General features: G+C 67.0%; 23 protein-coding genes and 1 pseudogene. 14 read left to right on the top strand and 10 right to left on the bottom strand.

The window, feature by feature from the left end; translation table 11 throughout:
* The first annotated feature begins 51 nt into the window (after positions 1-51).
* From ACIA76_RS13995 to ACIA76_RS13970, 6 genes and pseudogenes are all read left to right on the top strand, one after another.
* Positions 52-825 (top strand): LLM class F420-dependent oxidoreductase, encoded by a 774-nt coding sequence (locus tag ACIA76_RS13995; RefSeq protein WP_397152162.1) that lies wholly within the window; start codon positions 52-54, stop codon positions 823-825.
* Between the two features lie 108 nt (positions 826-933).
* Entirely contained in the window at positions 934-1065 is a 132-nt protein-coding gene (locus tag ACIA76_RS13990) for a hypothetical protein (RefSeq protein WP_397152161.1), read from the top strand.
* 98 nt (positions 1066-1163) lie between these two features.
* Positions 1164-2216: pseudogene (locus tag ACIA76_RS13985) on the top strand (YeiH family protein); the annotation flags it as partial.
* A 31-nt stretch (positions 2217-2247) separates the two neighbouring features.
* Positions 2248-4047 carry an ABC transporter permease subunit gene (locus ACIA76_RS13980; RefSeq protein WP_397152160.1) on the top strand — a complete coding sequence of 600 codons (1800 nt, stop codon included), beginning with the start codon at positions 2248-2250 and terminating at the stop codon, positions 4045-4047.
* A gap of 150 nt (positions 4048-4197) precedes the next feature.
* A complete protein-coding gene (locus ACIA76_RS13975) occupies positions 4198-4935 on the top strand; it encodes an amino acid ABC transporter ATP-binding protein (RefSeq protein WP_397152159.1) in 738 nt (245 codons plus the stop codon).
* Between the two features lie 95 nt (positions 4936-5030).
* A complete protein-coding gene (locus ACIA76_RS13970) occupies positions 5031-5327 on the top strand; it encodes a hypothetical protein (RefSeq protein ID WP_397152158.1) in 297 nt (98 codons plus the stop codon).
* Positions 5328-5387: 60 nt separating this feature from the next.
* Here the strand turns inward: ACIA76_RS13970 and ACIA76_RS13965 are convergent, their stop codons facing one another.
* Complete coding sequence (locus ACIA76_RS13965; RefSeq protein WP_397152568.1) at positions 5388-6053, bottom strand: glycoside hydrolase family 25 protein; 666 nt, start codon at positions 6051-6053, stop codon at positions 5388-5390.
* Between the two features lie 144 nt (positions 6054-6197).
* Complete coding sequence (locus ACIA76_RS13960; RefSeq protein ID WP_397152157.1) at positions 6198-7535, bottom strand: MGH1-like glycoside hydrolase domain-containing protein; 1338 nt, start codon at positions 7533-7535, stop codon at positions 6198-6200.
* 126 nt (positions 7536-7661) lie between these two features.
* Between ACIA76_RS13960 and ACIA76_RS13955 the strand changes: the two genes are divergently transcribed.
* Together ACIA76_RS13955 and ACIA76_RS13950 are read left to right on the top strand one after the other, a co-directional pair.
* Positions 7662-8339, top strand: coding sequence for an SDR family oxidoreductase (locus ACIA76_RS13955; protein WP_397152567.1), 678 nt, complete (start codon positions 7662-7664; stop codon positions 8337-8339).
* Positions 8340-8472: 133 nt separating this feature from the next.
* Positions 8473-9321: a polysaccharide deacetylase family protein gene (locus tag ACIA76_RS13950; protein ID WP_397152156.1), complete on the top strand. Its 849-nt coding sequence runs from the start codon at positions 8473-8475 to the stop codon at positions 9319-9321.
* 87 nt (positions 9322-9408) lie between these two features.
* Here ACIA76_RS13950 and leuS read toward each other — a convergent pair whose 3' ends face one another.
* On the bottom strand, positions 9409-12273 hold the full coding sequence (leuS, locus tag ACIA76_RS13945) for a leucine--tRNA ligase (protein ID WP_397152155.1): 2865 nt from the start codon (positions 12271-12273) through the stop codon (positions 9409-9411).
* 104 nt (positions 12274-12377) lie between these two features.
* Here leuS and ACIA76_RS13940 point away from each other — a divergent pair, with 104 nt between their 5' ends.
* Both ACIA76_RS13940 and ACIA76_RS13935 read left to right on the top strand, forming a co-directional pair.
* Positions 12378-12797 carry an SdpI family protein gene (locus ACIA76_RS13940; RefSeq protein ID WP_397152154.1) on the top strand — a complete coding sequence of 140 codons (420 nt, stop codon included), beginning with the start codon at positions 12378-12380 and terminating at the stop codon, positions 12795-12797.
* Positions 12794-13411, top strand: coding sequence for an HAD family hydrolase (locus ACIA76_RS13935; RefSeq protein WP_397152153.1), 618 nt, complete (start codon positions 12794-12796; stop codon positions 13409-13411). Before ACIA76_RS13940 ends, ACIA76_RS13935 begins: the two co-directional genes overlap by 4 nt.
* A 7-nt stretch (positions 13412-13418) precedes the next feature.
* On the opposite strand, the gene ACIA76_RS13930 is transcribed toward ACIA76_RS13935, so the two are convergent.
* The 4 genes from ACIA76_RS13930 to ACIA76_RS13915 all read right to left on the bottom strand — a co-directional run bounded on the left by ACIA76_RS13930 (position 13419) and on the right by ACIA76_RS13915 (position 16238).
* Positions 13419-13802: a cupin domain-containing protein gene (locus tag ACIA76_RS13930; protein WP_397152152.1), complete on the bottom strand. Its 384-nt coding sequence runs from the start codon at positions 13800-13802 to the stop codon at positions 13419-13421.
* A gap of 68 nt (positions 13803-13870) precedes the next feature.
* Positions 13871-14644: an ABC transporter permease gene (locus ACIA76_RS13925; RefSeq protein ID WP_397152151.1), complete on the bottom strand. Its 774-nt coding sequence runs from the start codon at positions 14642-14644 to the stop codon at positions 13871-13873.
* A complete protein-coding gene (locus tag ACIA76_RS13920; protein WP_397152150.1) occupies positions 14641-15597 on the bottom strand; it encodes an ATP-binding cassette domain-containing protein in 957 nt (318 codons plus the stop codon). Before ACIA76_RS13920 ends, ACIA76_RS13925 begins: the two co-directional genes overlap by 4 nt.
* 119 nt (positions 15598-15716) lie before the next feature.
* Complete coding sequence (locus ACIA76_RS13915; protein ID WP_397152149.1) at positions 15717-16238, bottom strand: EXLDI protein; 522 nt, start codon at positions 16236-16238, stop codon at positions 15717-15719.
* A 141-nt stretch (positions 16239-16379) separates the two neighbouring features.
* Between ACIA76_RS13915 and ACIA76_RS13910 the strand changes: the two genes are divergently transcribed.
* The 4 genes from ACIA76_RS13910 to ACIA76_RS13895 are packed head-to-tail and all read left to right on the top strand — an operon-like array spanning position 16380 to position 20865.
* On the top strand, positions 16380-18041 hold the full coding sequence (locus ACIA76_RS13910) for a thiamine pyrophosphate-binding protein (protein ID WP_397152148.1): 1662 nt from the start codon (positions 16380-16382) through the stop codon (positions 18039-18041).
* Positions 18042-18052: 11 nt separating this feature from the next.
* On the top strand, positions 18053-18712 hold the full coding sequence (locus ACIA76_RS13905; RefSeq protein ID WP_397152147.1) for an SRPBCC family protein: 660 nt from the start codon (positions 18053-18055) through the stop codon (positions 18710-18712).
* A 33-nt stretch (positions 18713-18745) separates the two neighbouring features.
* Complete coding sequence (locus ACIA76_RS13900; protein ID WP_397152146.1) at positions 18746-19759, top strand: 3-oxoacyl-ACP synthase III family protein; 1014 nt, start codon at positions 18746-18748, stop codon at positions 19757-19759.
* Positions 19759-20865 carry an aminotransferase class I/II-fold pyridoxal phosphate-dependent enzyme gene (locus tag ACIA76_RS13895; protein WP_397152145.1) on the top strand — a complete coding sequence of 369 codons (1107 nt, stop codon included), beginning with the start codon at positions 19759-19761 and terminating at the stop codon, positions 20863-20865. The genes ACIA76_RS13900 and ACIA76_RS13895 overlap by 1 nt, the downstream gene beginning before the upstream one ends.
* A gap of 70 nt (positions 20866-20935) precedes the next feature.
* Here ACIA76_RS13895 and ACIA76_RS13890 read toward each other — a convergent pair whose 3' ends face one another.
* From ACIA76_RS13890 to ACIA76_RS13880, 3 genes are all read right to left on the bottom strand, one after another.
* On the bottom strand, positions 20936-21691 hold the full coding sequence (locus tag ACIA76_RS13890) for an anti-sigma factor family protein (protein ID WP_397152144.1): 756 nt from the start codon (positions 21689-21691) through the stop codon (positions 20936-20938).
* Positions 21688-22278 (bottom strand): sigma-70 family RNA polymerase sigma factor, encoded by a 591-nt coding sequence (locus ACIA76_RS13885; protein WP_397152143.1) that lies wholly within the window; start codon positions 22276-22278, stop codon positions 21688-21690. Before ACIA76_RS13885 ends, ACIA76_RS13890 begins: the two co-directional genes overlap by 4 nt.
* Positions 22279-22342: 64 nt before the next feature.
* Positions 22343-22957: a YqgE/AlgH family protein gene (locus ACIA76_RS13880; RefSeq protein ID WP_397152142.1), complete on the bottom strand. Its 615-nt coding sequence runs from the start codon at positions 22955-22957 to the stop codon at positions 22343-22345.
* Positions 22958-22963 lie beyond the last annotated feature (6 nt).

Here is a 22963-nt window from a genome sequence, read left to right as displayed (position 1 = left end):
TAACGCGAGTAGCCTCGGAAACGGCCTACAACCAGGATGAGGAGCACTCATATGAGTCGACCGATTCGCATCGGAGTCCAACTCCAGCCCCAGCACGCGCCCCGCTACGACCTCATTCGCGACGCCGTGCGCCGCGCCGAGGACGCGGGTGTGGACGTCGTATTCAACTGGGACCACTTCTATCCGCTGAGCGGCAATCCGGACGGCGAACACTTCGAATGCTGGACCATGCTCGCCGCGGTCGCCGAGCAGACCGAACGCGTGCAGCTCGGCGCGCTGGTCACCGGCGGCGGCTATCGCAATCCCGATCTGCTGGCCGATATGGCCCGCACCGTCGACCACATCTCCGGCGGCCGCCTGATCCTGGGCATCGGCGCGGGCTGGTTCCAGCGGGACTATGACGAGTACGGTTACGAATTCGGCACTCCGGGAACACGTCTGGCGCTGCTGAAGGAGTATCTGGTCCGCATCGATGCCCGGTTGAAGAAGCTCAATCCCCAACCGCTGCACGATATTCCGATCCTGATCGGTGGCGGCGGCGAGAAGAAGACGCTGCGGTTGGTCGCCGAATACGGCAACATCTGGCACACCTTCGCGGATGTGGATGTGCTGGAACACAAGTCGAAGATCCTCGCCGAACACTGCGCCGACGTCGGCACCGATCCGGCCGGTATCGAGCGTTCGGTGGACTGGCCCGGTGCGGAGAAGGCGCGCGCCCTCGTCCAGGCCGGAGCGACGCTGTTCACCGTCGGCTCCAGCGGCCCGGACTACGACCTGTCCGAGGTCGAGGCCGCCATCCGCTGGCGCGATGAGCAGGCCGGATAGCCAACTCGAATCACCCTGATTCCATTGCTTCCTCATCGGTGTGGCGGGCCTCACCATTGCTGCTGATCGCGGAAACCGGTCGCGATCAGCAGCGATGAGGAGTAACTCATGAGTGAACCGGGGCCTGGCGGGGAAGGATCCGTGCTCGCACGGATCGGCGCCGACTGGTGGGCGGTGATCGTCACCGGTGTCATCACGCTCGCGGCGGTCGCCGGGGTCCTGCCGAAGATTCCGTGGTGATCGCGATGACCACCGAAAGCGCCGCCGCCGCAACACATTCCGTAAATAAACCGGCCGGAACTGCCACGCGGTCCCGGCGCGTCCCCGGCGGGGAACTGCTGGTCTACCTGCCCGGTATCGCCCTGCTGATCGTCATCGGCCTGCTCGGCAAGTACACCGAGACCTGGGTGAACAGCCTCGCCAAGCAGCATCACCTCCGTGTCCCGGATATCGAATACGTCCTGTGGGCGATCGTCTTCGGCTTGATCATCGCCAATACCGTGGGTGTGCCCAAGGTTTTCAAGCCCGGTATCGGCACCTACGAGTTCTGGCTGAAGGTCGGCATCGTCGCGCTGGGCTCCCGCTTCGTCCTGGGCGATGTCGCCAAGCTCGGCGGCACCAGCTTCGTGCTGATCCTGGTCGATATGACGGTCGCGGGCGCGATCATCCTGATCGCGGCCCGGCTGCTCGGGCTGTCGGGCAAGCTGGGTTCGCTACTCGCGGTGGGCACCTCGATCTGTGGCGTCTCGGCGATCGTCGCCGCCCGCGGCGCGATCCGGGCCCGCAACTCCGATGTGGGCTATGCCATCGCCGCGATCCTCACCCTCGGCGCGGTCGCGCTGTTCACGCTGCCCGCTATCGGGCACGGCCTCGGACTGAGCGATCACGAATTCGGGCTGTGGTCGGGTCTGGCGGTGGACAACACCGCCGAGACCACCGCGACCGGTTATCTGTATTCCGATGCCGCGGGCAAGCTCGCGGTGCTGGTGAAGTCGACCCGCAACGCACTGATCGGCTTCGTGGTGCTCGGCTTCGCGCTGTACTGGGCCGCCCGCGGCGAGGCCGATGCGCTCGCGCCGGGGCTGCGCGCCAAGGCGGTCTTCGTCTGGGAGAAGTTCCCGAAGTTCGTGCTCGGCTTCCTGGCCGTATCCGCGCTGGCGACCGTGCACTGGCTGGACATATCGCAGATCGCGAACCTGGGCAACGTCTCCCGCTGGGCATTTCTGCTGACCTTCGCGGGCGTCGGGCTCAATACGAACTTCCGTGAGCTCGGTCGCACGGGCTGGCGGCCGCTGGCGGTGGCCGTGGTGGGCCTGGTCGTGGTGGCGACGGTCTCGCTCGGCCTGGTGTTGTTCACCTCGCGCGTGCTGCACTGGGGCGTGGTCGGCTGACCGACATCGCCTCCGGCTAATGTTTTGGGCTATGGCCCGTTTGCCCGTATCGCGATCCCGTGTGCTGTTCGCGGTGATGTCGGCCGTCACCCTGCTGCTCGTGACGGCCTGCGGTTCCGATGGCAGCAATTCATCAGCAAGCCCCGATCTCTGCGCACCGCCGGGTGTGGCCTCGGCCTCGTCGGCGCCCACGAATCTGGCATCGGGTGCGGCGGCGGGTGCGGACCGCTACACCACAGCGAACACCGTGCCGCTGGATCGCATCGATACGAACAAGCTCGGACTGCTCACCCCCGGCAAGCTGAGCGTCGGCACGCTGTCGGATGCGCCGCCGAGCATCTGCGTGAATTCGCACGGCACCTTCACCGGCTTCGACAACGAACTGCTGAAGGCGATCGGCGCGAAGCTGGGCCTGCAGGTGCAGTTCTCGGGCACCGAATTCGCGGGTCTGCTGGCCCAGGTGGCCACCGGGCGCTTCGATATCGGCTCGTCGAGCATCACGACCACCGATTTGCGCCGGGAGCAGGTCGGCTTCACCAACGGCTACGACTTCGGCTACTTCTCGCTGGTCGTGCCGAACGGCAGTGCGATCAAGGGCTTTCCGGATCTGCGTCGGGGTGTGCGGATCGGCGTCGTCCAGGGCACGGTGCAGGACGAGTACGTGGTCAACACCCTGCATCTGGATCCGGTGAAGTTCCCGGACTACAACACCGCCTACGCGAATCTGAAGTCCGGCCAGATCGATGCGTGGATCTCGCCGTCGGCCCAGGCCACCGGCATCATCAAGCCGGGTGACGCGGCCTCGATCGTGCAGAACACCTTCAGCCTGGACAACTACACGGCCTGGGCGGTGCGCAAGGACAATCAGCCGCTGATCGATGCGCTCAACGCCGGCCTGGACGCGATCATCGCAGACGGCACCTACGCCAAGCTGTACGAGAATTGGGAACCGCGACCGCTCCCGCCGGGCTGGAAGCCGGGCTCGAAGGCCGTTGCCGCGCCGCAACTTCCGGACTTCGACGCGATCGCGGCCGAACATCGGAAATCCGATACGCCGCTGGTCGCGCCGAAATCCACACTGGCGCAATTGAAGGACACATTCTTCGATTGGTCGTTGTACCGCAAGGCATTTCCGGACCTGTTGAAGACCGGTCTGCCGAATACCCTGATCCTGGCCCTGGTTTCGGGCGTGCTGGGCACGATCATCGGCATGCTGCTCGCGGTCGCGGGCATATCGCGAACGCGCTGGTTGCGCTGGCCCGCACGGATTTACACCGATATCTTCCGCGGGCTGCCCGCGGTGGTGATCATCCTGTTGATCGGATTGGGCGTCGGCCCGGTGGTCAAGAACGTCACCGGCAACAATCCGTACTGGCTGGGCGCGGTCGCGCTCGCACTGCTCGCATCCGCCTATATCGGTGAGATCTTCCGCTCCGGTATTCAATCGGTGGAGGCCGGGCAGCTGGAGGCCGCCCGCGCCATCGGATTCGGCTACCGCCAGGCCATGACGCTGGTGGTGATTCCGCAGGGCGTGCGGCGGGTGCTGCCCGCGCTGATGAATCAGTTCATCGCGCTGATCAAGGATTCCTCGCTGATCTACTTCCTCGGCCTGCTCGCGACCCAGCGGGAACTGTTCGCCGTCGGCCGGGACCTCAACGCGCAGACCGGAAATCTGTCCCCGCTGGTGGCGGCCGGTCTGGTGTATCTGCTGCTGACCGTCCCGCTCACTCATCTGGTGAACTACATCGATCGGCGGCTGCGTACCGGCCGCCGGGAGGATACGGCCGATCCGATCGAACAGGCCGTGATCACGGAAGGGCGTGGGGCATGAGCGGTCAAGGCCCGGAGGAGGCAGCTTGCGTTACCACGCAGGGCCTCCGAGCATGCCCGAGAGGACAGAGCGCATGAGCGGTCAAGGCCTGGAGGAGGCAGCTTGCGTAACCACGCAGGGCCTCCGAGCATGCCCGAGAGGACAGAGCGCATGAGTGAATTCCGGAGTTCTTCGCTGACGGGCACCGGTCTGCATCTGACCCTGGGGAACAATCAGGTGCTGCGCGGGGTCGATGTCCACGTCGACGCCGGGAAGTCGACCACGGTCATCGGACCGTCCGGCTCGGGCAAGTCGACGCTGCTGCGCGTGCTGAACCGGCTGCACGAACCCGATTCCGGTGATGTGCTGATCGACGATGTCTCGGTGCTCGCCGAGGATCCGGATCGGTTGCGCCAGCGCATCGGAATGGTGTTCCAGCACTTCAACCTATTCCCGCATATGTCCGTCGCGGACAATGTGGCGCTGGGGCCGCGCAAGCTGCGCGGGCTGTCCAAGGAGCAGGCCCGCGCGGTGGCGTTGGAACAGCTCGAGACCGTGGGGCTGGCCGGGCGTGCCGACACCCGTCCGGCCAATCTGTCCGGCGGTCAGCAGCAGCGGGTCGCCATCGCCCGCGCACTGGCGATGAAGCCGGAGCTCATGCTGTTCGACGAGGCCACCTCGGCGCTGGATCCGGAGCTGGTCAAGGGCGTGCTGTCGCTCATGGCCGATCTCGCCTCGGGCGGTATGACGATGATCGTCGTGACCCACGAAATGGGTTTCGCCCGTTCGGTCTCCGACAACGTCGTCTTCATGGACGAGGGCAAGATCGTGGAATCCGGCACGCCGGATCAGATCTTCGATGCGGCGCAGACGCCGCGATTGCGGCAATTCCTGTCCCAGGTGCTGTGAATCCGCGAGGCGCGGCGTAAATCGCAAACGTATGGCTATTACTGTATGTGTTCGGCATCACTTGTCCATCCGGGATACGGAACGAGGGGAGTTCGATGACAACAGCACACGCGCCGCATACCGATCACGATCACAAGCACGGACAGGATTGCGGGCACGTCGCGATCCCGCACGGTGATCACGTCGACTACGTCCACGACGGTCATCTGCACCGCGCCCACGACGGGCATTTCGACGAATGCGAAGCGGCCGGGCACCGCGAGCACAGCGGGCACAACCATGTCCACGGCGAGGGCTGCGGACATGTCGCGATTCCGCACGGCGATCACATGGACTACGTCCACGACGGCTGCCGCCACGCCGCCCACAACGGCCACTACGACGAGCACTGAGCTCGATCACCGCGAGATACCGAGGTGGGCTGCGTGAATCACACAGCCCACCTTCCGGTTTCAGGCCATATTGGCGAAGTGGGCGAAATCGCCCTGGGCGCCGCTGTAGACGTTCAGATCCGTATTGCCCGCGATCCCCGGAATGCTGCCGGAATCGGTGGTCTGCCAGAACGTCCAGGCCGGCCATCCGCCCGGAACCTCCGGCTGGGGATTACCGCGATAGTCCGCGATCCACAGCGGGTAGTTGGTGAACTCGTGCGAATCGGCCATCGCGGTTCGCCAGAAGTTCGGATAGGTATAGATGATCGGCACCCGGCCCGTCATCGCCTGCACCGTCTGGAGATACCGATGGGTCCAGGAGACGAGTGCGGCCGGGGGCAGCCCGCCCGCATTCTCGAGATCGAGCACCGGCGGTAGATCCAACGGCCCGTTCTGCCCGAGTGCCACGCCCGCGTACAGCGCGGCCTGCGGTTCGGGCGGCAGGTTCGGGCGGGCGTAGTGATAGGTGCCCCGGGCCACGCCCGCGGCACGCATGAGCAGGGAGTCGGGAACGATATAAGGATTGACGTAGGACATTCCCTCGGTCGCCTTGACCATGGCGAAGTTGTTGCCGGAGGCGCGAACCTCGAACCAGTTGATCAAGCGACCATCTATATGTTGCCAGGACGAGACGTCGGGTCCGGTCGGCGCGGCCGCGGCGATGCCGGTAGCCGTGAGAATGCTCATGGCCGTCACGAGGGACAGCGTGAGCGCCGTGCGACGGACCTTGGAACGAGCCACTGTGCGTCGATACATGGTTACGAGAGTAAACATCCGAGGCTCATGTGACCATAGTCATAACTGTGAATCGGCCATGGAGATTGCTCGAGACTAGCCTAGCCAGTCCAAAACCGATGCGGCAGTCCATGATTGCTGCATACTGCCCAGCGGTTCGCCCGTGAACGGCTCGTAGTATTCGGCGAAGCTGCCGTCGCTGGCCTGCCGAAGTCCCTCGGCGCGCAACATCAACGACCGCTCCGCCCAGCCCCGACGGGCGAACACCCAGGAGAACAGCCAGCTCATCACGGGCCAGACCGGTCCGCGCCAGTATTCGCGCGGGCGGAAGTCCCGCGACACCGGCGAGGTGGACGGTGGCAGGGCGTAGCGCAGATCCGGATGGCCGCAGAACCGCGGCCCCTCGAACAGCCGCAGCAGGTTGCGCTCGGTATCGCGGGGCAGGCCGCCGCACAGCAGCGGCGCGAACATCGCCAGCGTCTCGGTGTGGATCGGGCGGCCCAGGCGCAGATCGAAATCGCGGGCCGCGCCGCTGCGCGCGTCGGTGGTGGCGATGACCCCGGCGCGGAAGTAGTCGGCCCATTCGTACAGCTCGCGCACGTCGGCGTTCGGCATCCGGTAGTCCTCGCCGATCCCGGCCAGAACCTCGCAGGCCAGCGCGAAGACGGCGGTCACGAAGACGTCCTCGACCGCGAAGCTCAGCGTCGACGCCATTTGGAAATCGTCGTATCCACACCGGCGCATCTGTTCGACCAGCCAGAGGTAGCGGTCGTATTCGCGATCGGTGGGTCGTTGCGACGCGTCGACCAGATGGATATCGGCCCGCTGATAGGGCGGCAGATCGGGGCCCGGGATCACGTTCTCGTAGGCGCGATCCCAGCGCGGCGAATTGTCCATACCCGATTCCCAGCCGTGGTACAGCGTGATGCGGCCGTTGCCCTTCGGATCGCGGGCGTGTGCGAGCCAGCGATGCCAGCGCATGAGCTGGGGCCAGCGGCGATCGAGGAATCCCTCGGCGACGGCCCGGGTGCTGCGGCCGTGCCGGCGGGAGTGATCGAGGATGCGCTGCACGGCGATGGCGTGCACGGGCGGCTGGGTGATGCCGGAGGTGTCCACGCCGTCCGGGGCGTTGGCCGCGAGCCGATGGCACTCCCAGCGGGCGGGCCCGGGGAAGTAGCCGTCCCGGCCGCCCGCGAACACGATGTGCGGGATCATCCCGTTCTTCCACTGCGCCGACAGCAGCGTATCGAGCTCGACCACGGCCCGTTCCACGCTCAGCGGCGCCAGGCCGACCGCGACGAACGCCGCGTCCCAGCTCCACATATGCGGATACAGCCTGGGCGCGGCGCTGGTCATGGTGCCCAGGTCGTTGCCGCGCAGCAGATACGCGGCGCGGGCCGCCAGCTGCGTCGGAGTGAAACCCGGTCCGTTCATCCCCCTATTCTGCTGTGCCACCGGCGGGTCTGCGCGCCGCACCGGTTTCCTGCCCGAGGAGCCCCCGGCGGGCGGGTGACAATCGGGCATTACGGTGAGGGCATGGTGACCGACAGCTCTGACAACATGCCGACAGCCCTGATCACCGGGGCGGCCCGCGGACTCGGTGCGGCGATCGCCCGCGAGCTGGCGCCCACCCATCGGCTGCTGCTGGGCGCGCGGTCCGCCGATTCACTGTCCGGCATCCTGGCCGAGCTGCCGGGGGCGACGGGCTGGCCGGTGGAGCTGACCGACTATCCGGCGGTGGCGCGGGCGGCCGCGCCGATCGAACGGCTGGATGTGCTGGTGCACAACGCCGGAGTGGCCGATGATCTGGGACCGATCGCGGATTCGCCGGTGCGAGTGTGGCGGGAGACGTTGGAGGCCAATCTGATTGCCGTCGCCGAGCTGACCCGGCTGCTGCTGCCCGCGCTGCGCGCCGCGAAGGGGCATGTGGTGCTGATCAATTCGGGTGCGGGGCTGCGGGCCAATCCGGGTTGGGGCGTATATGCCGCGAGCAAGTTCGGGCTGCGGGCGTTCGGAGATGCGTTGCGGCAGGAGGAATCCGCGCTGCGGGTCACCTCGATTCACCCCGGACGGATCGATACCGATATGCAGCGGGCCATCGTGGCCGGGGAGGGGCGCGACTATCGGCCCGAGGAGTTCCTGACCGCGGAAACCGTTGCGCGCACGGTGCGCACCGCGGTCGAGATGCCGCGCGACGCGCATCCCACCGAGATCGTGCTGCGCCCGATCGCGCGCTGATTGCGACAAAACAGACCGCAAGGTTCGACGGGTCGTCATGCGGCGTTCATGCGGCGTGGTGAACGGTCGCATACCGTGGCCGCGTTTACCGTAGGTCGCAAACCGCCAGTGACCCCGAACCGTTTGGTGTGCTATGAATTCGACCTGGTCCCGGCGCCAGCTGCTGACCATGCTCGCGGCCGGAACCGTCGGCGCCGCGGCCGCCGCGATCGCCGGATCCACGATGGCCGAGGGTGATCCGCCGCTCCCCAGTGGCTCCGGCGGCGGCCTGCCGCTACCCAGTGGCTCCGCTGGCGGCCTGCCGAATGCGGCGGCGCCGCCTCCCCCGCTGCTGCCTCCCCCGCCCCGCGGGCCGAAGACCCCGCTGCGGCCGGGGACCATCACCGCATTGCCCGGCGCGGGTACGAGTCTCGCGCTGACCGTGGACGACGGGGCCAGTCCCGAGGTGGTCGGCGCCTATATCCGATTCGCCCGGGACACCGGCGCGCGCTTCACCTTCTTCGTGACCGCCTACTACGATTCGTGGACCATCCATCGAGACGCGTTGCGCCCCTTGGTCGATTCGGGTCAGATCCAGCTGGGCAACCACACCTGGGACCACCCCGCCCTGACCAAACTCTCCCCCTCGGCTGTCGCCGACCAACTGAACCGCGCGAAATCCTTCCTGCACAACACCTTCGGCGTAGACGGCACCCCCTACTACCGCCCGCCCTTCGGCTACCACGACGCCACCGTGGACCGAGTGGCCGCCGACTGCGGCTACACCGTCCCCACCCTCTGGTACGGCACCCTCTCCGACTCCGGCGTCATCACCGAGGACTACCTCCTCCAGATGGCCCGCCAATACTTCAACCCCCAGGCCATCGTCATCGGCCATGCCAACCACCCGGCCGTAACCCACTGCTACGGCCAGTTGGTGGACATCATCAAGGAGCGCAACCTCTCCCTGGTGACCCTCAACGACGTCCTCCTCCCGCCCTGACCCCCACCTCGCTGCGCTCGGTGGGGGACGTGGATGACGCTGCCGCTCGACGGCAACGGCCGGGCGACTACGCTTCGACGGCTATGGTCAGGCGACTACGTTGACCATGCGTCCTGGGACGACGATGACCTTGCGAGGGGTCTTGCCGTTCAGGAATTCCTGCAGTTTCTCGTCGGAGAGGGCCGCTGCCTCTACGGTTTTCGCGTCGGCGTCGGCGGGGACGCTTACTCGGCTGCGGACCTTGCCGTTGACCTGGATGGGGTATTCGACCGAATCCTCCACCAGCAGAGCGGGATCGGCGAGGGGGAAGGGGCCGTGGGCCAGGGCGGTGGTGTGGCCCAGGCGTTCCCACAGTTCCTCGGCGATGTGGGGGGCGGTGGGGGCCAGCATCAGGATCAGGGGTTCGACCACCGCGCGGGGGGCGCCCTGGGGGTATTCCTTGGTCAGGTGGTTGGTCAGTTCGATCAGTTTGGCGCCGGCGGTGTTGTCGCGCAGGGCGGCGTAATCGCCGTCCACGCCGTCGATCGTGCGGTGCAGCAGGCGCAGGGTGGCGTCGGCCGGCTCGGTGTCGGTGACGCGCATGCCGCCGGACTCCTCGTCCACGACCAGTCGCCAGACGCGCTGCAGGAAGCGGTGCGCGCCGACGACATCCTTGGTCGCCCACGGGCGGGAGGTGTCCAGCGGGCCCATCGACATCTCGTAGAACCGGAAGGTGTCCGCGCCGTACAGGTCGTACATCTCGTCCGGCGAGACGGCGTTCTTCAGTGATTTGCCGATCTTGCCGTACTCCTGGAACACCTCGATCTCGACGCCGGATTCGTTGGTCCAGAAGAACTTTCCGTCGCGCTCCACGATCTCGGAGGCGGGCACGTAGGTGCCGCGCTCGTCGGTGTAGGCGTAGCCCTGGATGTAGCCCTGGTTGAACAGGCGGCGGTACGGCTCGGGGCCGGACACCTCGCCCAGATCGAACAGCACCTTCTGCCAGAACCGCGAGTACAGCAGGTGCAGTACCGCATGCTCGACACCGCCGACGTACAGGTCGACGCCGCCCGGATCGTTCGGGCCGTGCTCGGCCGGACGCGGGCCCAGCCAGTAGTGCTCGTTCTCCGGCGCGGCCGGCGCCTCGGTATTGGTGGGATCGGTGTAGCGCAGCTGATACCAGGAGCTGCCCGCCCAGTTCGGCATGACATTGGTGTCGCGGCGATAGGTCTTGGGTCCGTCGCCCAGATCCAGTTCGACCGTCACCCAGTCGGCGGCCTTCGCCAGCGGCGGCGACGGCTCGGAATCGGCGTCGTCCGGATCGAAGGTGACCGGCGCGAAGTCCTTCACCTCCGGAAGTTGCACCGGCAGCAGCGATTCCGGCAAGGCATGCGCCCGGCCGCTCTCGTCGTAGACGATCGGGAACGGCTCGCCCCAGTAGCGCTGCCGCGCGAACAGCCAGTCGCGCAGCTTGTACTGGACCGTTCCCCGGCCGTGACCGTCGGCCTCCAGCCGCTCGATGATCTTGGCCTTGGCGCCCTCGACGCCCAGGCCGTCCAGATAGCCGGAGTTGACCAGAGCGCCGTCGCCGGAATACGCCGCCTGCGAAACATCCCCGCCCGCAACGACTTCCACGATCGGCAGACCGAAGGCCGTGGCGAACTCCCAATCGCGCGGATCGTGACCCGGCACGGCCATGACCGCTCCGGTGCCGTAGCCGCTCAGCACGTAATCGGCGATGAAGATCGGCAGCCGCTCGCCGTTGGCCGGATTGGTCGCGTGCGCGCCCAGGAAGACGCCGGTCTTGTCCTTGTTCTCCTGACGCTCCAGCTCCGATTTGGCGGTGATCGAATTGCGGTATGCCGCAACGGCTTCCGCCGGACTCGGCGACTGGAAGGTCCAGTGCGAATCGACGCCGTCGGGCCACTGCGCGGCCACCAGGCGATCCACCAGCTCGTGTTCTGGGGCCAGCACGACATACGTCGCGCCGAACAGGGTGTCGGGCCGGGTGGTGAACACCTCGACGGTCTCGCCGTTGGCCGCGAACCGCACCTGCGCGCCGCGCGAACGCCCGATCCAGTTGCGCTGCATGGCCTTCACGTTGTCCGGCCAGTCCAGCAGATCCAGATCGTCGACCAGCCGGTCGGCATAGGCGGTGATGCGCATCATCCACTGGCGCAGACGCTTGCGGAACACCGGGAAGTTGCCGCGCTCACTGCGCCCGTCGGCGGTGACCTCCTCGTTCGACAGCACCGTGCCCAGGCCCGGGCACCAGTTGACTATCGAATCCGACAGGTACACCAGGCGATACGAGTCCAGCGCATCGTCACGTTCGGCCGCGGTCAGTGCGGCCCAGGCCCGGTTGTCGGGGGTCTGCCTTGCGCCGGAGGCGAATTCGGCCTCCAGCTCGGCGATCGGGCGGGCCTTACCGGCCACGGTGTCGTACCAGGCGTTGTAGATGCGCAGGAAGATCCACTGCGTCCACTTGTAGAACTCGGGATCGGTGGTCGAGAACGAACGCCGCCGATCATGGCCCAGGCCCAGCCGATCCAGCTGGCGGCGCATATTGGCGATATTCGATTCGGTGGTCACCCGCGGATGGGCGCCGGTCTGCACGGCATACTGCTCGGCGGGCAGGCCGAATGCGTCATAACCCAAGGCGTGCAGCACATTTCGTCCGTGCATGCGGTGGTAGCGGGCGAAGACGTCGGTGGCGATATAGCCCAGCGGATGGCCGACGTGCAGGCCCGCGCCCGACGGGTAGGGGAACATGTCCTGGATGAACAGCTTGTCTCCGGGGGTGTCGCCCGCCAGCGGGCCGACCGGATTCGGTGCGAAGAAGGTGCCGCGCTCGTCCCAATTCTGCTGCCACTTGCGCTCGATGCGCCCGGCCAGAGCGGAGTTGTAGCGGTGTGCGGGCACGTCGCTCTCACCGGCGGCGCCGGTCGTTTCGGTTGCACGGGTGTCCTGCACGGTCCTGCCTTCGTTTGGCTTTCGTCCCCGGATAAAGGTCTTCACCAGGGTAAAGCGTGCCCATGCCGGGGCCCAAAAGGGGGCGGCGGGGCGCGCCGAGTAGCGTGAGCGGAGTGTTCGTGGTGGCGCTGATCCTGTTCGTGCTGGCGGCTGTGGCCGTCGTCACCGGGGTACTCGGGCTGATCGGTTCCCTTCCTCCCAATCGCTTCGTCGGAGTGCATACCGAGGAGGCGTTGCGGACCGAGGAAACCTTCCGGGTCGCCAATCGGGTGGCCGCGCCCACCTCGCTCGGCGCCGGTGTGCTGCTCGCGGCCGGTGGTCTGGTCGCACTGGTGGCCGGGAGCGTGATCGGCATCGTCGTCGCCGTGGTGGCCGCGGTGATCGCGCTGTTCGCTCTGGGTGCCGGTGCCAATGCCGCCGCGCAGGCGATCGTCGGGCTCGCGCCCGCGCCGGAGGTCGGCGGCTGCGGAAATGCCTGCGGTGCCTGCTCGCTACGCGATGCCTGCGAGCCCGCCAAGCGATGACATCGCCCGCCTTCACGGTCGGCTTCGACCTCGATATGACCCTGATCGATTCTCGCCCCGGCATCCGCGCCTGCTATCAGGCCCTGTCCGATCGCACCGGCGTCTACATCGACTGCGACCTCACGGTCACCCGGCTCGGTCCGCCGCTGGAACTGGAACTCGCGCACTGGTTCCCCGCCGAGCGGATCGCGGCCATGACCGAGCTGTACCGCGAGATGTATCCGACCCATGCCATCACCGGCACGCTCGCGATGCCCGGCGCCCGCGAGGCCGTCGCGGCGGTCCGAGCCGCGGGCGGTAGGGCCGTGGTCGTCACGGCCAAGTTCGAACCCAATGCCCGGCTGCATCTGGAACATCTGGATATCGGCGCCGATGCGGTGATCGGCGATCTGTGGGCCGAGCGCAAGGCCGAGGCCCTGCGCGAGCAGGGGGCGAGTGTGTACGTGGGCGACCACATCGGCGACGTCCTGGGCGCCCGGACCGCCGAGGCCTATTCGGTCGCGGTCACGACCGGCCCGTGCGATGCCGACGAATTGCGCGCCGCGGGGGCCGACGTGGTGCTGACGGATCTGACGGCGTTTCCGGACTGGCTGCGGGATTACCGCGCGGCGTGAGCGGTAATTACACAGCCTCAGCGCATTTCGGCGGTGGGACGCTCCGGGAGAGCGCGCTGCCGGCCGGGTTCAGATAGACGACCGTCAGCATCAGCGGTTTCGTGCCGCTGTTGCGTGCGAGATGGGCGTGGTTCGGTCCGCTCGGCTCGCGGAAGATGCGGCCGGGGCGATGGACGACCGGGACGCAGTCGATGCCGGGATGATCGAGCCCGCCGCCGGTGACCAGGACGTAGAGCGTGCCGTCGTGATAGTGCCAGCCGCTGTCGCCGCCCGGCTCGATGATGGTCTGGCGCAACACCACCTCCCAGCGGAACATCCGCAGCCGCAGCAACAGTCGGCTGCGTGTGTGCGTGGCCGGTGCCGGATTGGGCCGGAATTCCATGCGCTCCATGATCCTCCGCGCAGGCGAAAGCCCCGCCCGACCCGCTGGGCGGATCGGGCGGGGCATACCCCTCGTGATCAGTTGGCCTTGCGGCGGAACCGGCTGGTCGACCATAGGTAGCCGATCACCGCGAAGGCGATGCTCCAGCCGACGGCCAGGATCGCGTTGCCGCCGATAGGTGTGCCCATCAGCAACCCGCGCAGGGTTTCGATGATCGGCGTGAACGGCTGGATTTCGGCGAACTGCCGGACCCCGACGGGCATGGTGTCGGTCGGCACCAGGCCGCTGCCCAGCATGGGCAGATACAGGATGATCGAGGGCGTATTGCTCGCGGCCTCCGGTGAGGACGCCGCCATCCCGAATCCGGCGCCCAGCCAGCACAGGCCGAACAGCAGCAGCACGATCAGTCCGAACGCGGCCAGCCACTGAAGCAGGTTCGCGTGCGGCCGGAACCCGATCGCCAGTGCCACACCGAAGGTGAGGAGCAGTCCCAGCAGGCCCTGGATCATGGTGCCGAGCACCTGACCGCCGAGGAAGGACGAATGCGCGACCGGCATGGCCCGGAATCGGTTGACGAAACCCTTGCTCATATCGGTGGCGATCGCGACCGCGACGGTGACCACCAGCATGGCCGGAACGATCAGCAGCAGTCCGGGAGTGATGTAGTCGATGTACTTGCCGCCGCCCACGCCCTTGCCCAGCGCGCCGCCGAGTACGTAGTTGAACAGCATCAGCAGGGCGACCGGCATCACGACGAGATAACCGGTCATGCCAGGATATCGCCTGGCGTGCAACAGATTCCGGCGCAGCATGGTCCTGGTGTCGACCAGGGAGTCGGTCATGGCGCTCATCGCGAGGATTCCTTTTCGGGAACGGATTGTCCGGTGAGAGTGAGGAAGACGTCGTCGAGGTCGGGGGTGTGCACCACCAGGCCCTCGGGCTCGATTCCGGCGGCATCGAGCCGATCCAGAACGGAGCGAAGCGATTTCACGGCCCCGTCGCTGGGCACCGCGAGGGTGAGATCCTCGGCCTGTGCGACGCCGCCGAGCAGATCGGCCGCGATGTCGAGGGTGCGGCGATCGGGGAGGGTGAGCCGGATATGGCCGCCCGGCACCAGGCGTTTGAGCTGATCGGGGGTGCCCTCGGCGACGAGGTGACCGTGGTCGAGTACGGCGATGCGCTGGGCCAGTGCGTCGGCCTCCTCGAGGTATTGCGTGGTGAGGAAGATGGTGACGCCGTCGGCGGCCAGGCCGCGGACGATCTCCCAGACCACCCGGCGGCTGCGCGGATCGAGTCCGACGGTCGGCTCGTCGAGGAAGATGATGTGCGGGCTGCCGACCAGTGTCATGGCCAGATCGAGCCGCCTGGTCATACCCCCGGAGTAGCTGGCCGCGGTCTTGTCGGCGGACTCGAGCAGATCGAATCGCCCGAGCAGTTCATCGGCCAGCCGACGGCTCTCCGGGCGCGGCAGATGATGCAGATCGCCCATCAGGATCAGGTTCTCGCGGCCGGTGAGCAGTTCGTCGACCGCCGAGAACTGGCCGGTCACACCGATTGTCGCGCGCACCGCGCCGGGATCGGCGCTGACATCGTGGCCGCCGACCCGGATCTCGCCGCCGTCGGCGCGCAGTAGCGTCGACAGGATCTGCACGATCGTGGTCTTTCCGGCGCCGTTGGGGCCCAGCAGCGAGAAGATCGTGCCCTGTGGGACGGTGAGGTCGATGCCGTCGAGCACGAGGTGATCGCCGAAGGCTTTTCGCAGGCCGACGGCGGATATGGCCGCGCCGGGGGCTCTGGTGGACATGGTTTCCTCTCATCAATGTATAGCGATTAATGCATGCGTCCACTGAGCCGTGACCACCGGAACGTGGTCAAGGTGTGGAGCCGTATTCGGTTGTGCCCGAACGCTTCAGGCGGTCCGGATCAGATGTCGAGATCCTCGATCTGGGGATGTTCGGCGAGATCGAGCACCCGGGCGTAGAGGCTGTCGGGGATGCGGCCCTTCAATTCGGTCACCGAGTCGTAGAGGTCGAGGGTGAAATCACCCCAGTCCGGATCGCCGACCCCGAGCATGCGCCGCCAGTCGGTGAGCTCCTTGATCCAGTTCTTATGCGTCTGGGTGGGGTACTCCGACCATTTGGACACCTGGGCATGCAGCACCAACTTGCCCTTGCGGCTGCGGTAGACGCGGATGTATCGCCAGTCCTTGTCGTTGATATCGCGCCACTCGCCCAGCAGGGCCCCGGAGAATCGGACCTGCCGGGCGCCGTTGCGCCCGACCCGTACGATCACCTCGTCATAGCCCTCCTGCCGCCCCTCCTCCAGTTCGATGAATCGGCGCAGGGCCGTCACGATCGCCCCGGACAGATTGCCGCCGACCAGCTCCTGTGCTCGCTGGAACAGGGGTAGGTCGTCGTCGGATACGTACACGGTCTTGTTGGGCATGACTCCACTATATGTAGACGTATACGTACATGGCAAGAGGATTGTGCGGATCAAGTGAACCGTGGGGTAGGGGTATCTCGTATATGGGGGTGGGAGCGGCGGTGCGGGTGCCGCTAGCGTGCCCGGCAGGAAGGAGCCCCCATGCCGTCACGCGCGGTGGATTATCTGGTGCGGGCCGTGGCTGATCTCGGTGTGCGGTACATCTTCGGCGTCGATGGGGCCAATATCGAGGATCTCTACGATGCGATCTTCGCCTCCCCGTGCGGGGTGACCGGCATTGTCGCCAAGCACGAATTCTCGGCGGCGACCATGGCCGACGGCTATGCCCGATCCACCGCCGGACTCGGTGTGGTCGCCGCGACATCCGGCGGCGGCGCAATGAATCTCGTTGCGGGACTTGCTGAATCCTTCACATCCCGGGTGCCGGTCCTGGCGCTGGTGGGGCAGGCTCCGACTACAATGGAGGGCAAGGGGGCGTTTCAGGACTCCAGCGGCCTCGCCGGAACATTCGACGCCGCAAGGCTTTTCGAGCAGATCTCGCATTACTGCGCCCGGGTGCACGACGCCGCGGATCTGCCCGATCACCTGGCACGTGCGGTGCACGCGACCAGGCGTGGCGGTCCGGCCGTCCTGCTGCTGCCCAAGGATGTGCAGCAGGCCCCGCTCGCGGCCGTGCCGTTCCGGCCGCCTCAGGCCGAATCCCGGTTCGACACAACCGGATTCGCTCGGGTCCGCGCCGAACTGCGGGCGGCGCGGACCCGGGGCAAGATCACGATCATCGCGGGCGATCAGGTGGCCCGCGACGATGCCCGGGCCGAATTGCGCCGCCTGGCGGTCGCGGTCGAGGCCGCGGTCGGCGTGGCACCGGACGCCAAGGACGTCTACGACCACGACGAACCCGGATTCTGCGGGGTGGCCGGAAGTATGGGCCACCCCGAACTCGTCGATGCGGTGCGCGGCGCGGCGCTGTGCCTGCTGGTCGGTACGCGGCTGCCGGTCACCGCGCGCACGGGGCTGGACGATGCACTCGCCGGCCCCTGCCTCGTCAGCGTCGGGGCCGAGCGGCCGTATCTGGATTCGGTCCACGCCACCAGCACCGATCTGGCCGCCACCCTCGGCGCGCTCGCCGATGAATTGGTCGGTGCGGGAACGGAATTCGGGTCGACTCCGCGATCCGTGCCCACCCCGCTGCCGGTCCCGGCCTCGACCGGCCCCGGGATGCGCTACCGCGATATCGTCGAAATCCTCAATGCGGCACTGGAACCCGGTACGGACGTCTTCGCCGATGCGGGCAATACCGGTTCGGCCGTGGTGCATCATCTGCGGCTGCCGCGCGACGGCCGGTTCGTCGTCGCGCTGGGGATGGGCGGTATGGGCTATGCGTTCGGCGCGGGGATCGGCTCGTGTTTCGCGCGTCGGCGCCGCCCGGACGGGAGTGTGCGGCGCACCTTCGTGATCGCCGGGGACGGTGCGTTCTTCATGCACGGCATGGAGGTGCACACCGCGATCGAGTACGCGCTGCCGGTGACCTTCGTGGTGTTCAACAACAACGCGCATGCCATGTGCCTTACTCGCGAACAGCTCTTCTACGGAGATCGCTACAGCTTCAACCGCTTTCATCCGGCCCATCCCGGCGCCGGGGTGGCGGCGATGTTCCCGGAACTACCCGCGTACTCGCCCACCGATACGAGCGAACTGGCCGTAGTCGTCCAGCGCTGCATACAGAGCACGGGTCCGTCGTTCATCTCGATCGACTGCGATCCGGACGAGATTCCGCCGTTCACTCCGTTCCTGTCGGCCTAGAGGAGGCATTCGTGACCACCAGCGCCCTACCCGCTCTCAGTGATATCCCGGAGAAGGAGATTCCCGGGATACTGCGCATCGAGAATTCCGATCGCGAGGCGACCACGCCGATCATCATGGATATGCTGCGGTCGGTCTATCCGCACGATCAGATCTTCGGCGAATTCTGTCCCGTACAGTCCTATATCGCGGCGCCGCCGCGCGCGGTGTACGAGTATCTGGCCGAGACCCGCAGCCTCGAGGAATGGACCTACAGTCTGCGCGGATTCGTCGAGACCGAGCAGCCGGGCCTGTGGCTGGCTTCCGACCGGCTCGGTCCGGACACCCGGATCTACACCCGCACGGTCGCCAATCCCGATGCCATGACCGTCGACTACCACTGTGCCTGGGATCAGGGCGAACACCTGTGGATGATCTATCTGATGCGAGTGGTCGACGCCGCGGTGGTGTTCGACAAGCCGGGTTCGGTTGTGCTGTGGATGAATTGCCGACACCCGTTCTACGAGGAGAATCCCTATCCCGAGGCCGCGCCCCCGAAGCGGCCGGTCTGGGTCGGTGACTTCTGGGAGATGTTCTCGGCCGGACATCAATTGGAAATGAACAATCTCAAGGCGATCTGCGAATACCGTGCCGCGCATGGGCTTCCGATCAGGCCTGATTGGATGAAGTGAGGCATAATGGATTTCACCGATTCGAGATCGACGATGCCTGTTCCGGTGAGCCTGGTGGACGTGGCGAGTTACCTCCCCGGAGAACCGGTCGGCACGGAGTACTTCACGCAATTCTCCCGCTCCGAGCGCATGGCCAAGAACGTGATGTTCCGCGCCCCCAAGGCCCGGCATCACGTCGGTCGCGACGAAACCGCGGTGGATATGGTCGAGCGCGCGGTCGCGCCGCTCGTGGAACGTCATGGGGCCGAACTGCTGTCGAGTATCGACGTGCTGCTCACCCACACCCAGCTGCCCACCAATCCGGTGATGGGGTGCGGGCCCGAGGTGGCGCGGCGGCTCGGCATGCGACCGGGATGGGTCTTCGATGTGCATAACGGCGGCTGCGCGGCTTTCATGCATATGATGCAGCTCGCCCGGATGATCCTGCAGACCACCGACGCCCGCAGCGCGCTGATCGTGGTCACGCAGAACGCCGCGGGTCCGGTGTTCACCCAGTCCGAGATTCGCGGGCTGGCCCAGGCGCCGGTGCCCGGCGACGGCTGCGGTGTCGGACTGCTGCGCAAGAACGACCAGGCCCCGATTCTCGACATCGAATGCCGGACCTATCCGGAATTCGCGGGCGATATGGATTTCGATACCGGATCCGAGCGCAAGTATTGGGAACCCGGTGTGGGTCAGGGCTGTGTGAGCTTCTCCGAATCGAAGATCACCAAGGTGTTCGCGCGCGGCAATCGGCTGGTGCCCGAGGTCGCGCTCGCGGTCTGTGAGCGGATCGGGGTGAAGGGCCGCGATATCGACACCTTCGTCACCAATCAGCCGAATCGGCTGTTCCTGCGCAACTGGCACGACGCGCTGGAACTGCCCGCGGAACGCCATCCCGACACCTTCGATCGCTGCGGAAATCTGTTCGCCGCGGGCATTCCGGTGACTCTCGATATCGAGAATCGGGCGGGCCGGCTGCGCAACGGCTCGATCGTGCTGATGTCGGCCTTCGCCCACGCCGGGGATTTCGCGGGCGCGGCGGCCGTGCGCTGGGGAGCCGCGTGATGAGCACGCCGATGGCCCGGACCGACCTCGACACCATGCGGTGGTCGCCGTCCGCCGCGGTGCGCTTCGACCTGAGCCTGAGTGAAAACCCCTTTCCGCCTTTGCCTTCGGTGCTCGACGCGCTGCGGCGGACGCTGTGCCACGCCCATCGCTATCCGGAATTCCTGCCGGAGCGGCTGCCGCGCCTGATCGCCGGTCACCTCGGGGTGCGGGCCGATCAGGTGGTGGTCGGCTCGGGCGCGACGGGTGTCGTACTACAGATCATGCAGGCGCTGACCGGTCCGGGTGGGCGCATGGTGTTCGCCGCGCCCACCTTCGACGGCTATCCGATCATGGCCGCCATGGTCGGGCTGGAAGCCGTTGGGGTGCCGTTGGATTCGTCCGGGCGGCAGGATCTGTGGGCGATGGCGCGCGCCGTGGACGAGCGCACCGCGCTGGTCGCGGTGTGTCGCCCGCACAATCCGACCGGCACCGTGGTGTCGGCCAGCGAGCTGAAGGCGTTCCTGTTCGGGATTCCGCGGCGGGTGCCGGTCATACTGGACGAGGCCTATGTCGAATTCCTCGGTGCGACAGACGGTCTCGATCAGATCGAACTCATCGAGCGTTATCCGAATCTGCTGGTGCTGCGCACCTTCTCCAAGGCGTACGGCCTGGCCGGGCTGCGGATCGGCTATGCCTTCGGCGCCGCGGATCTGGTGCGCCGGGTTCGCACCCTGCAGCTGCCGTTCGGGACTCCGGAGTCGTCGGTGGCCGCCGTCGCCGCCTCGTATGCGGCCGGGGCCGAGCTGGCCGAACGTGTCCTGCGCATCACGACCGAGCGGGAGCTGCTACGAACTACGCTGCGGCACAGCGGAATGCGAGTTCCACGCAGCCATGCCAACTTCCTCTACCTGCCCGGGCCCGGCATCGTGGAGGCGCTGGCGCGGGCCGGTATCGTGGCCAAGGGCTATCCGGACGGCAGCGCGCGCATCGCGATCGGCGATCCGGCCGCCGATGCCGCGGTCCGGCGTGCCCTGGCCAATCCCGCGCCCGACGGTATCCGCCGGGGCCTGCGGCGCGAGGACAGCGGCCTGTACTCGTTGACGGTGCGCGAGCCGCACGACTGACCTGCCTCGACAACTCGAACCAGCGCCACCGCGCTCGCCGCGCTGTGCGCTGGTCTGCTGCTGCTCCGACTCAGATCGTCGACCGCAGGATCGTCGACCCGCCGCTCGCCCGGACCTCCAGGGCCGTGATCTGATCGGGCGGCAGATCGGTGGTCCGGGTCATCGTCAGGGCATTGCCGGGCCCGGCCGACCAGCCCATGAGCTTGACGGAGGTGCCCTCCTTCGAGGTCATCCAGAGCTCGAAATCGGCCTGATACGGTTGCCCGCCCTCCGCGTACTGGCAGGACATCTCCACCGTCGCCTTGCCGTCCGCGTCGATCACTCGGACGCTCGCCGAAACCGGCGTCGCCACAACGGGTTCCAGCTGCCGCTCGGCCACCACCTGGGTGGCCGCGGGCGGTGTGCCGTGCTGGGCGACCGACGTGGTGATCGGAATCGCGATCGCCACCGCCGCGGCCGCCGCGACCACCGCCCCGCCGACGGCCGCCCACCGGCCGCGCCGCCGTTGGGTCCGGGTGCGCTCGGCCAGCCGGGGCAGCAGATCGGCGGGGGAATCGGAGGGTTCGGATATGTTCTCGCCGGGGATGATTCGGGGCGCGGCGGAGCCGGGATATCCGTTGGACTCCGTCTTGATCGGATCCACCAGCGCCAGCGCGATATCGGTGTCCACGTGGCCGAGCAGCCCGGGTAGTCCGGCCAGATCCGCGACGGCGGCACGGCAGTGGGGGCAATCGGCCAGATGCTGCTCGTACTGCAGCCGTTCGGTCCGTTCGAGCGCGCCGAGTACATACGGCGCGTCCCACGTCGCGTACTCGTCGTCGGTCATTTCGTCACCCCCATCTGCTGTAGTGCCGAGCGCAATGCGCGCATTCCGTAGTGCATTCGGGATTTCACCGTGCCCTCGGGGATGGCCAGTTCCGTCGCGATCTGCTGGGTCGACAGGCCACGGTAGTAGGCCCGCACGATCACCTCGCGGTGATCGATGCTCAGTTGAGCCAGCGCGTCGGCGATCAACCAGCCGTCCAGGGCGCGATCGGCCTGATCGGGACTGGCCTGTTCGGGCGGATTATCGGTGCGGAATTCGCGCCGGGACCGAGCGCTGCGATGTTCGTCGACTGCCATGTTGCGGGCCACGGTGAACAGCCAGGCCCGGGCGGATGCGGTCGATTGGTCGAGGACATGCGGGCGCTGCCACGCCCGCAACAGGGTCTCCTGCACGATGTCCTCGGCCCGCCCCGAATCCCCGACGAGGCGGTAGGTATATCGCCACAGTGCCGTCGCATGCTCGTCGTAGAGCGCCCGCAACAGCTGTGCCTGCGTCGAATCCTGGTCGGCCCCGTCCGGAATCGGCGGACCAGTGCGAGACGGTTGGGTATCGGCCCCGTCGCTGGGCATCCGTGATGAGCCGGCCATGCGCTCACCGCATCAGCTGTCGCGGGGTTCTCGAGATAGTGCCCACACTAGGTATATACGTATCTCAGTTACGTTCGAGTTCGATCGGATGTGTGGCCAGCAGCGACAGCGGTAACGGCTGGCGGCGCAGCACCTGCGCCCACAGGTCGGTGCGCCCGGCGATGGGATCCGATGGCAGCGCCGACAGCACGATCCAGTCGCCGCGCTCGAGTTCGCCCTCGAGCTGACCGAAGGTCCAGCCCGCATATCCGGCGAAGATGCGAATGCCCTCGACCAGCGGTCCGATCAGATCCGGATCGGAATCCAGATCCAGCAGCGCGACCCGGCCGTCGACCCGGCGCAAGCCCGGGACACGGTCGATCGCGGTGCCGACCCGGACGGTGGTCAGGCATAGGGCCGCGTCCCGTTTGACCGGTCCGCCGAGATACAGCGCCTGCGGTGGGGCGGCCAGCTCGGCCCAGCGCGGCAGCACGTCGCGGACCGCGGTATCGCTGGGGCGGTTCAGCACCACACCCAGGCTGCCCGCGTCGTTGTGCTCGACGATGTACACGACGGTGCGCCGAAACGAGGGCTCGACCAGATCGGTCGACGAGAGCAGCAGTGTGCCGGGCCGGACAACTTGGTCCTCGTGCCGGAATTCGCGTCGCGAACGATCGCCGTGTTCCTCTGCGCGTGCCACCCCGCC

It is taken from the genome of Nocardia sp. NPDC051570, assembly GCF_044454005.1.
Taxonomy (GTDB): Bacteria; Actinomycetota; Actinomycetes; order Mycobacteriales; family Mycobacteriaceae; genus Nocardia.
This window is presented reverse-complemented; position numbering and strand designations above follow the sequence as displayed.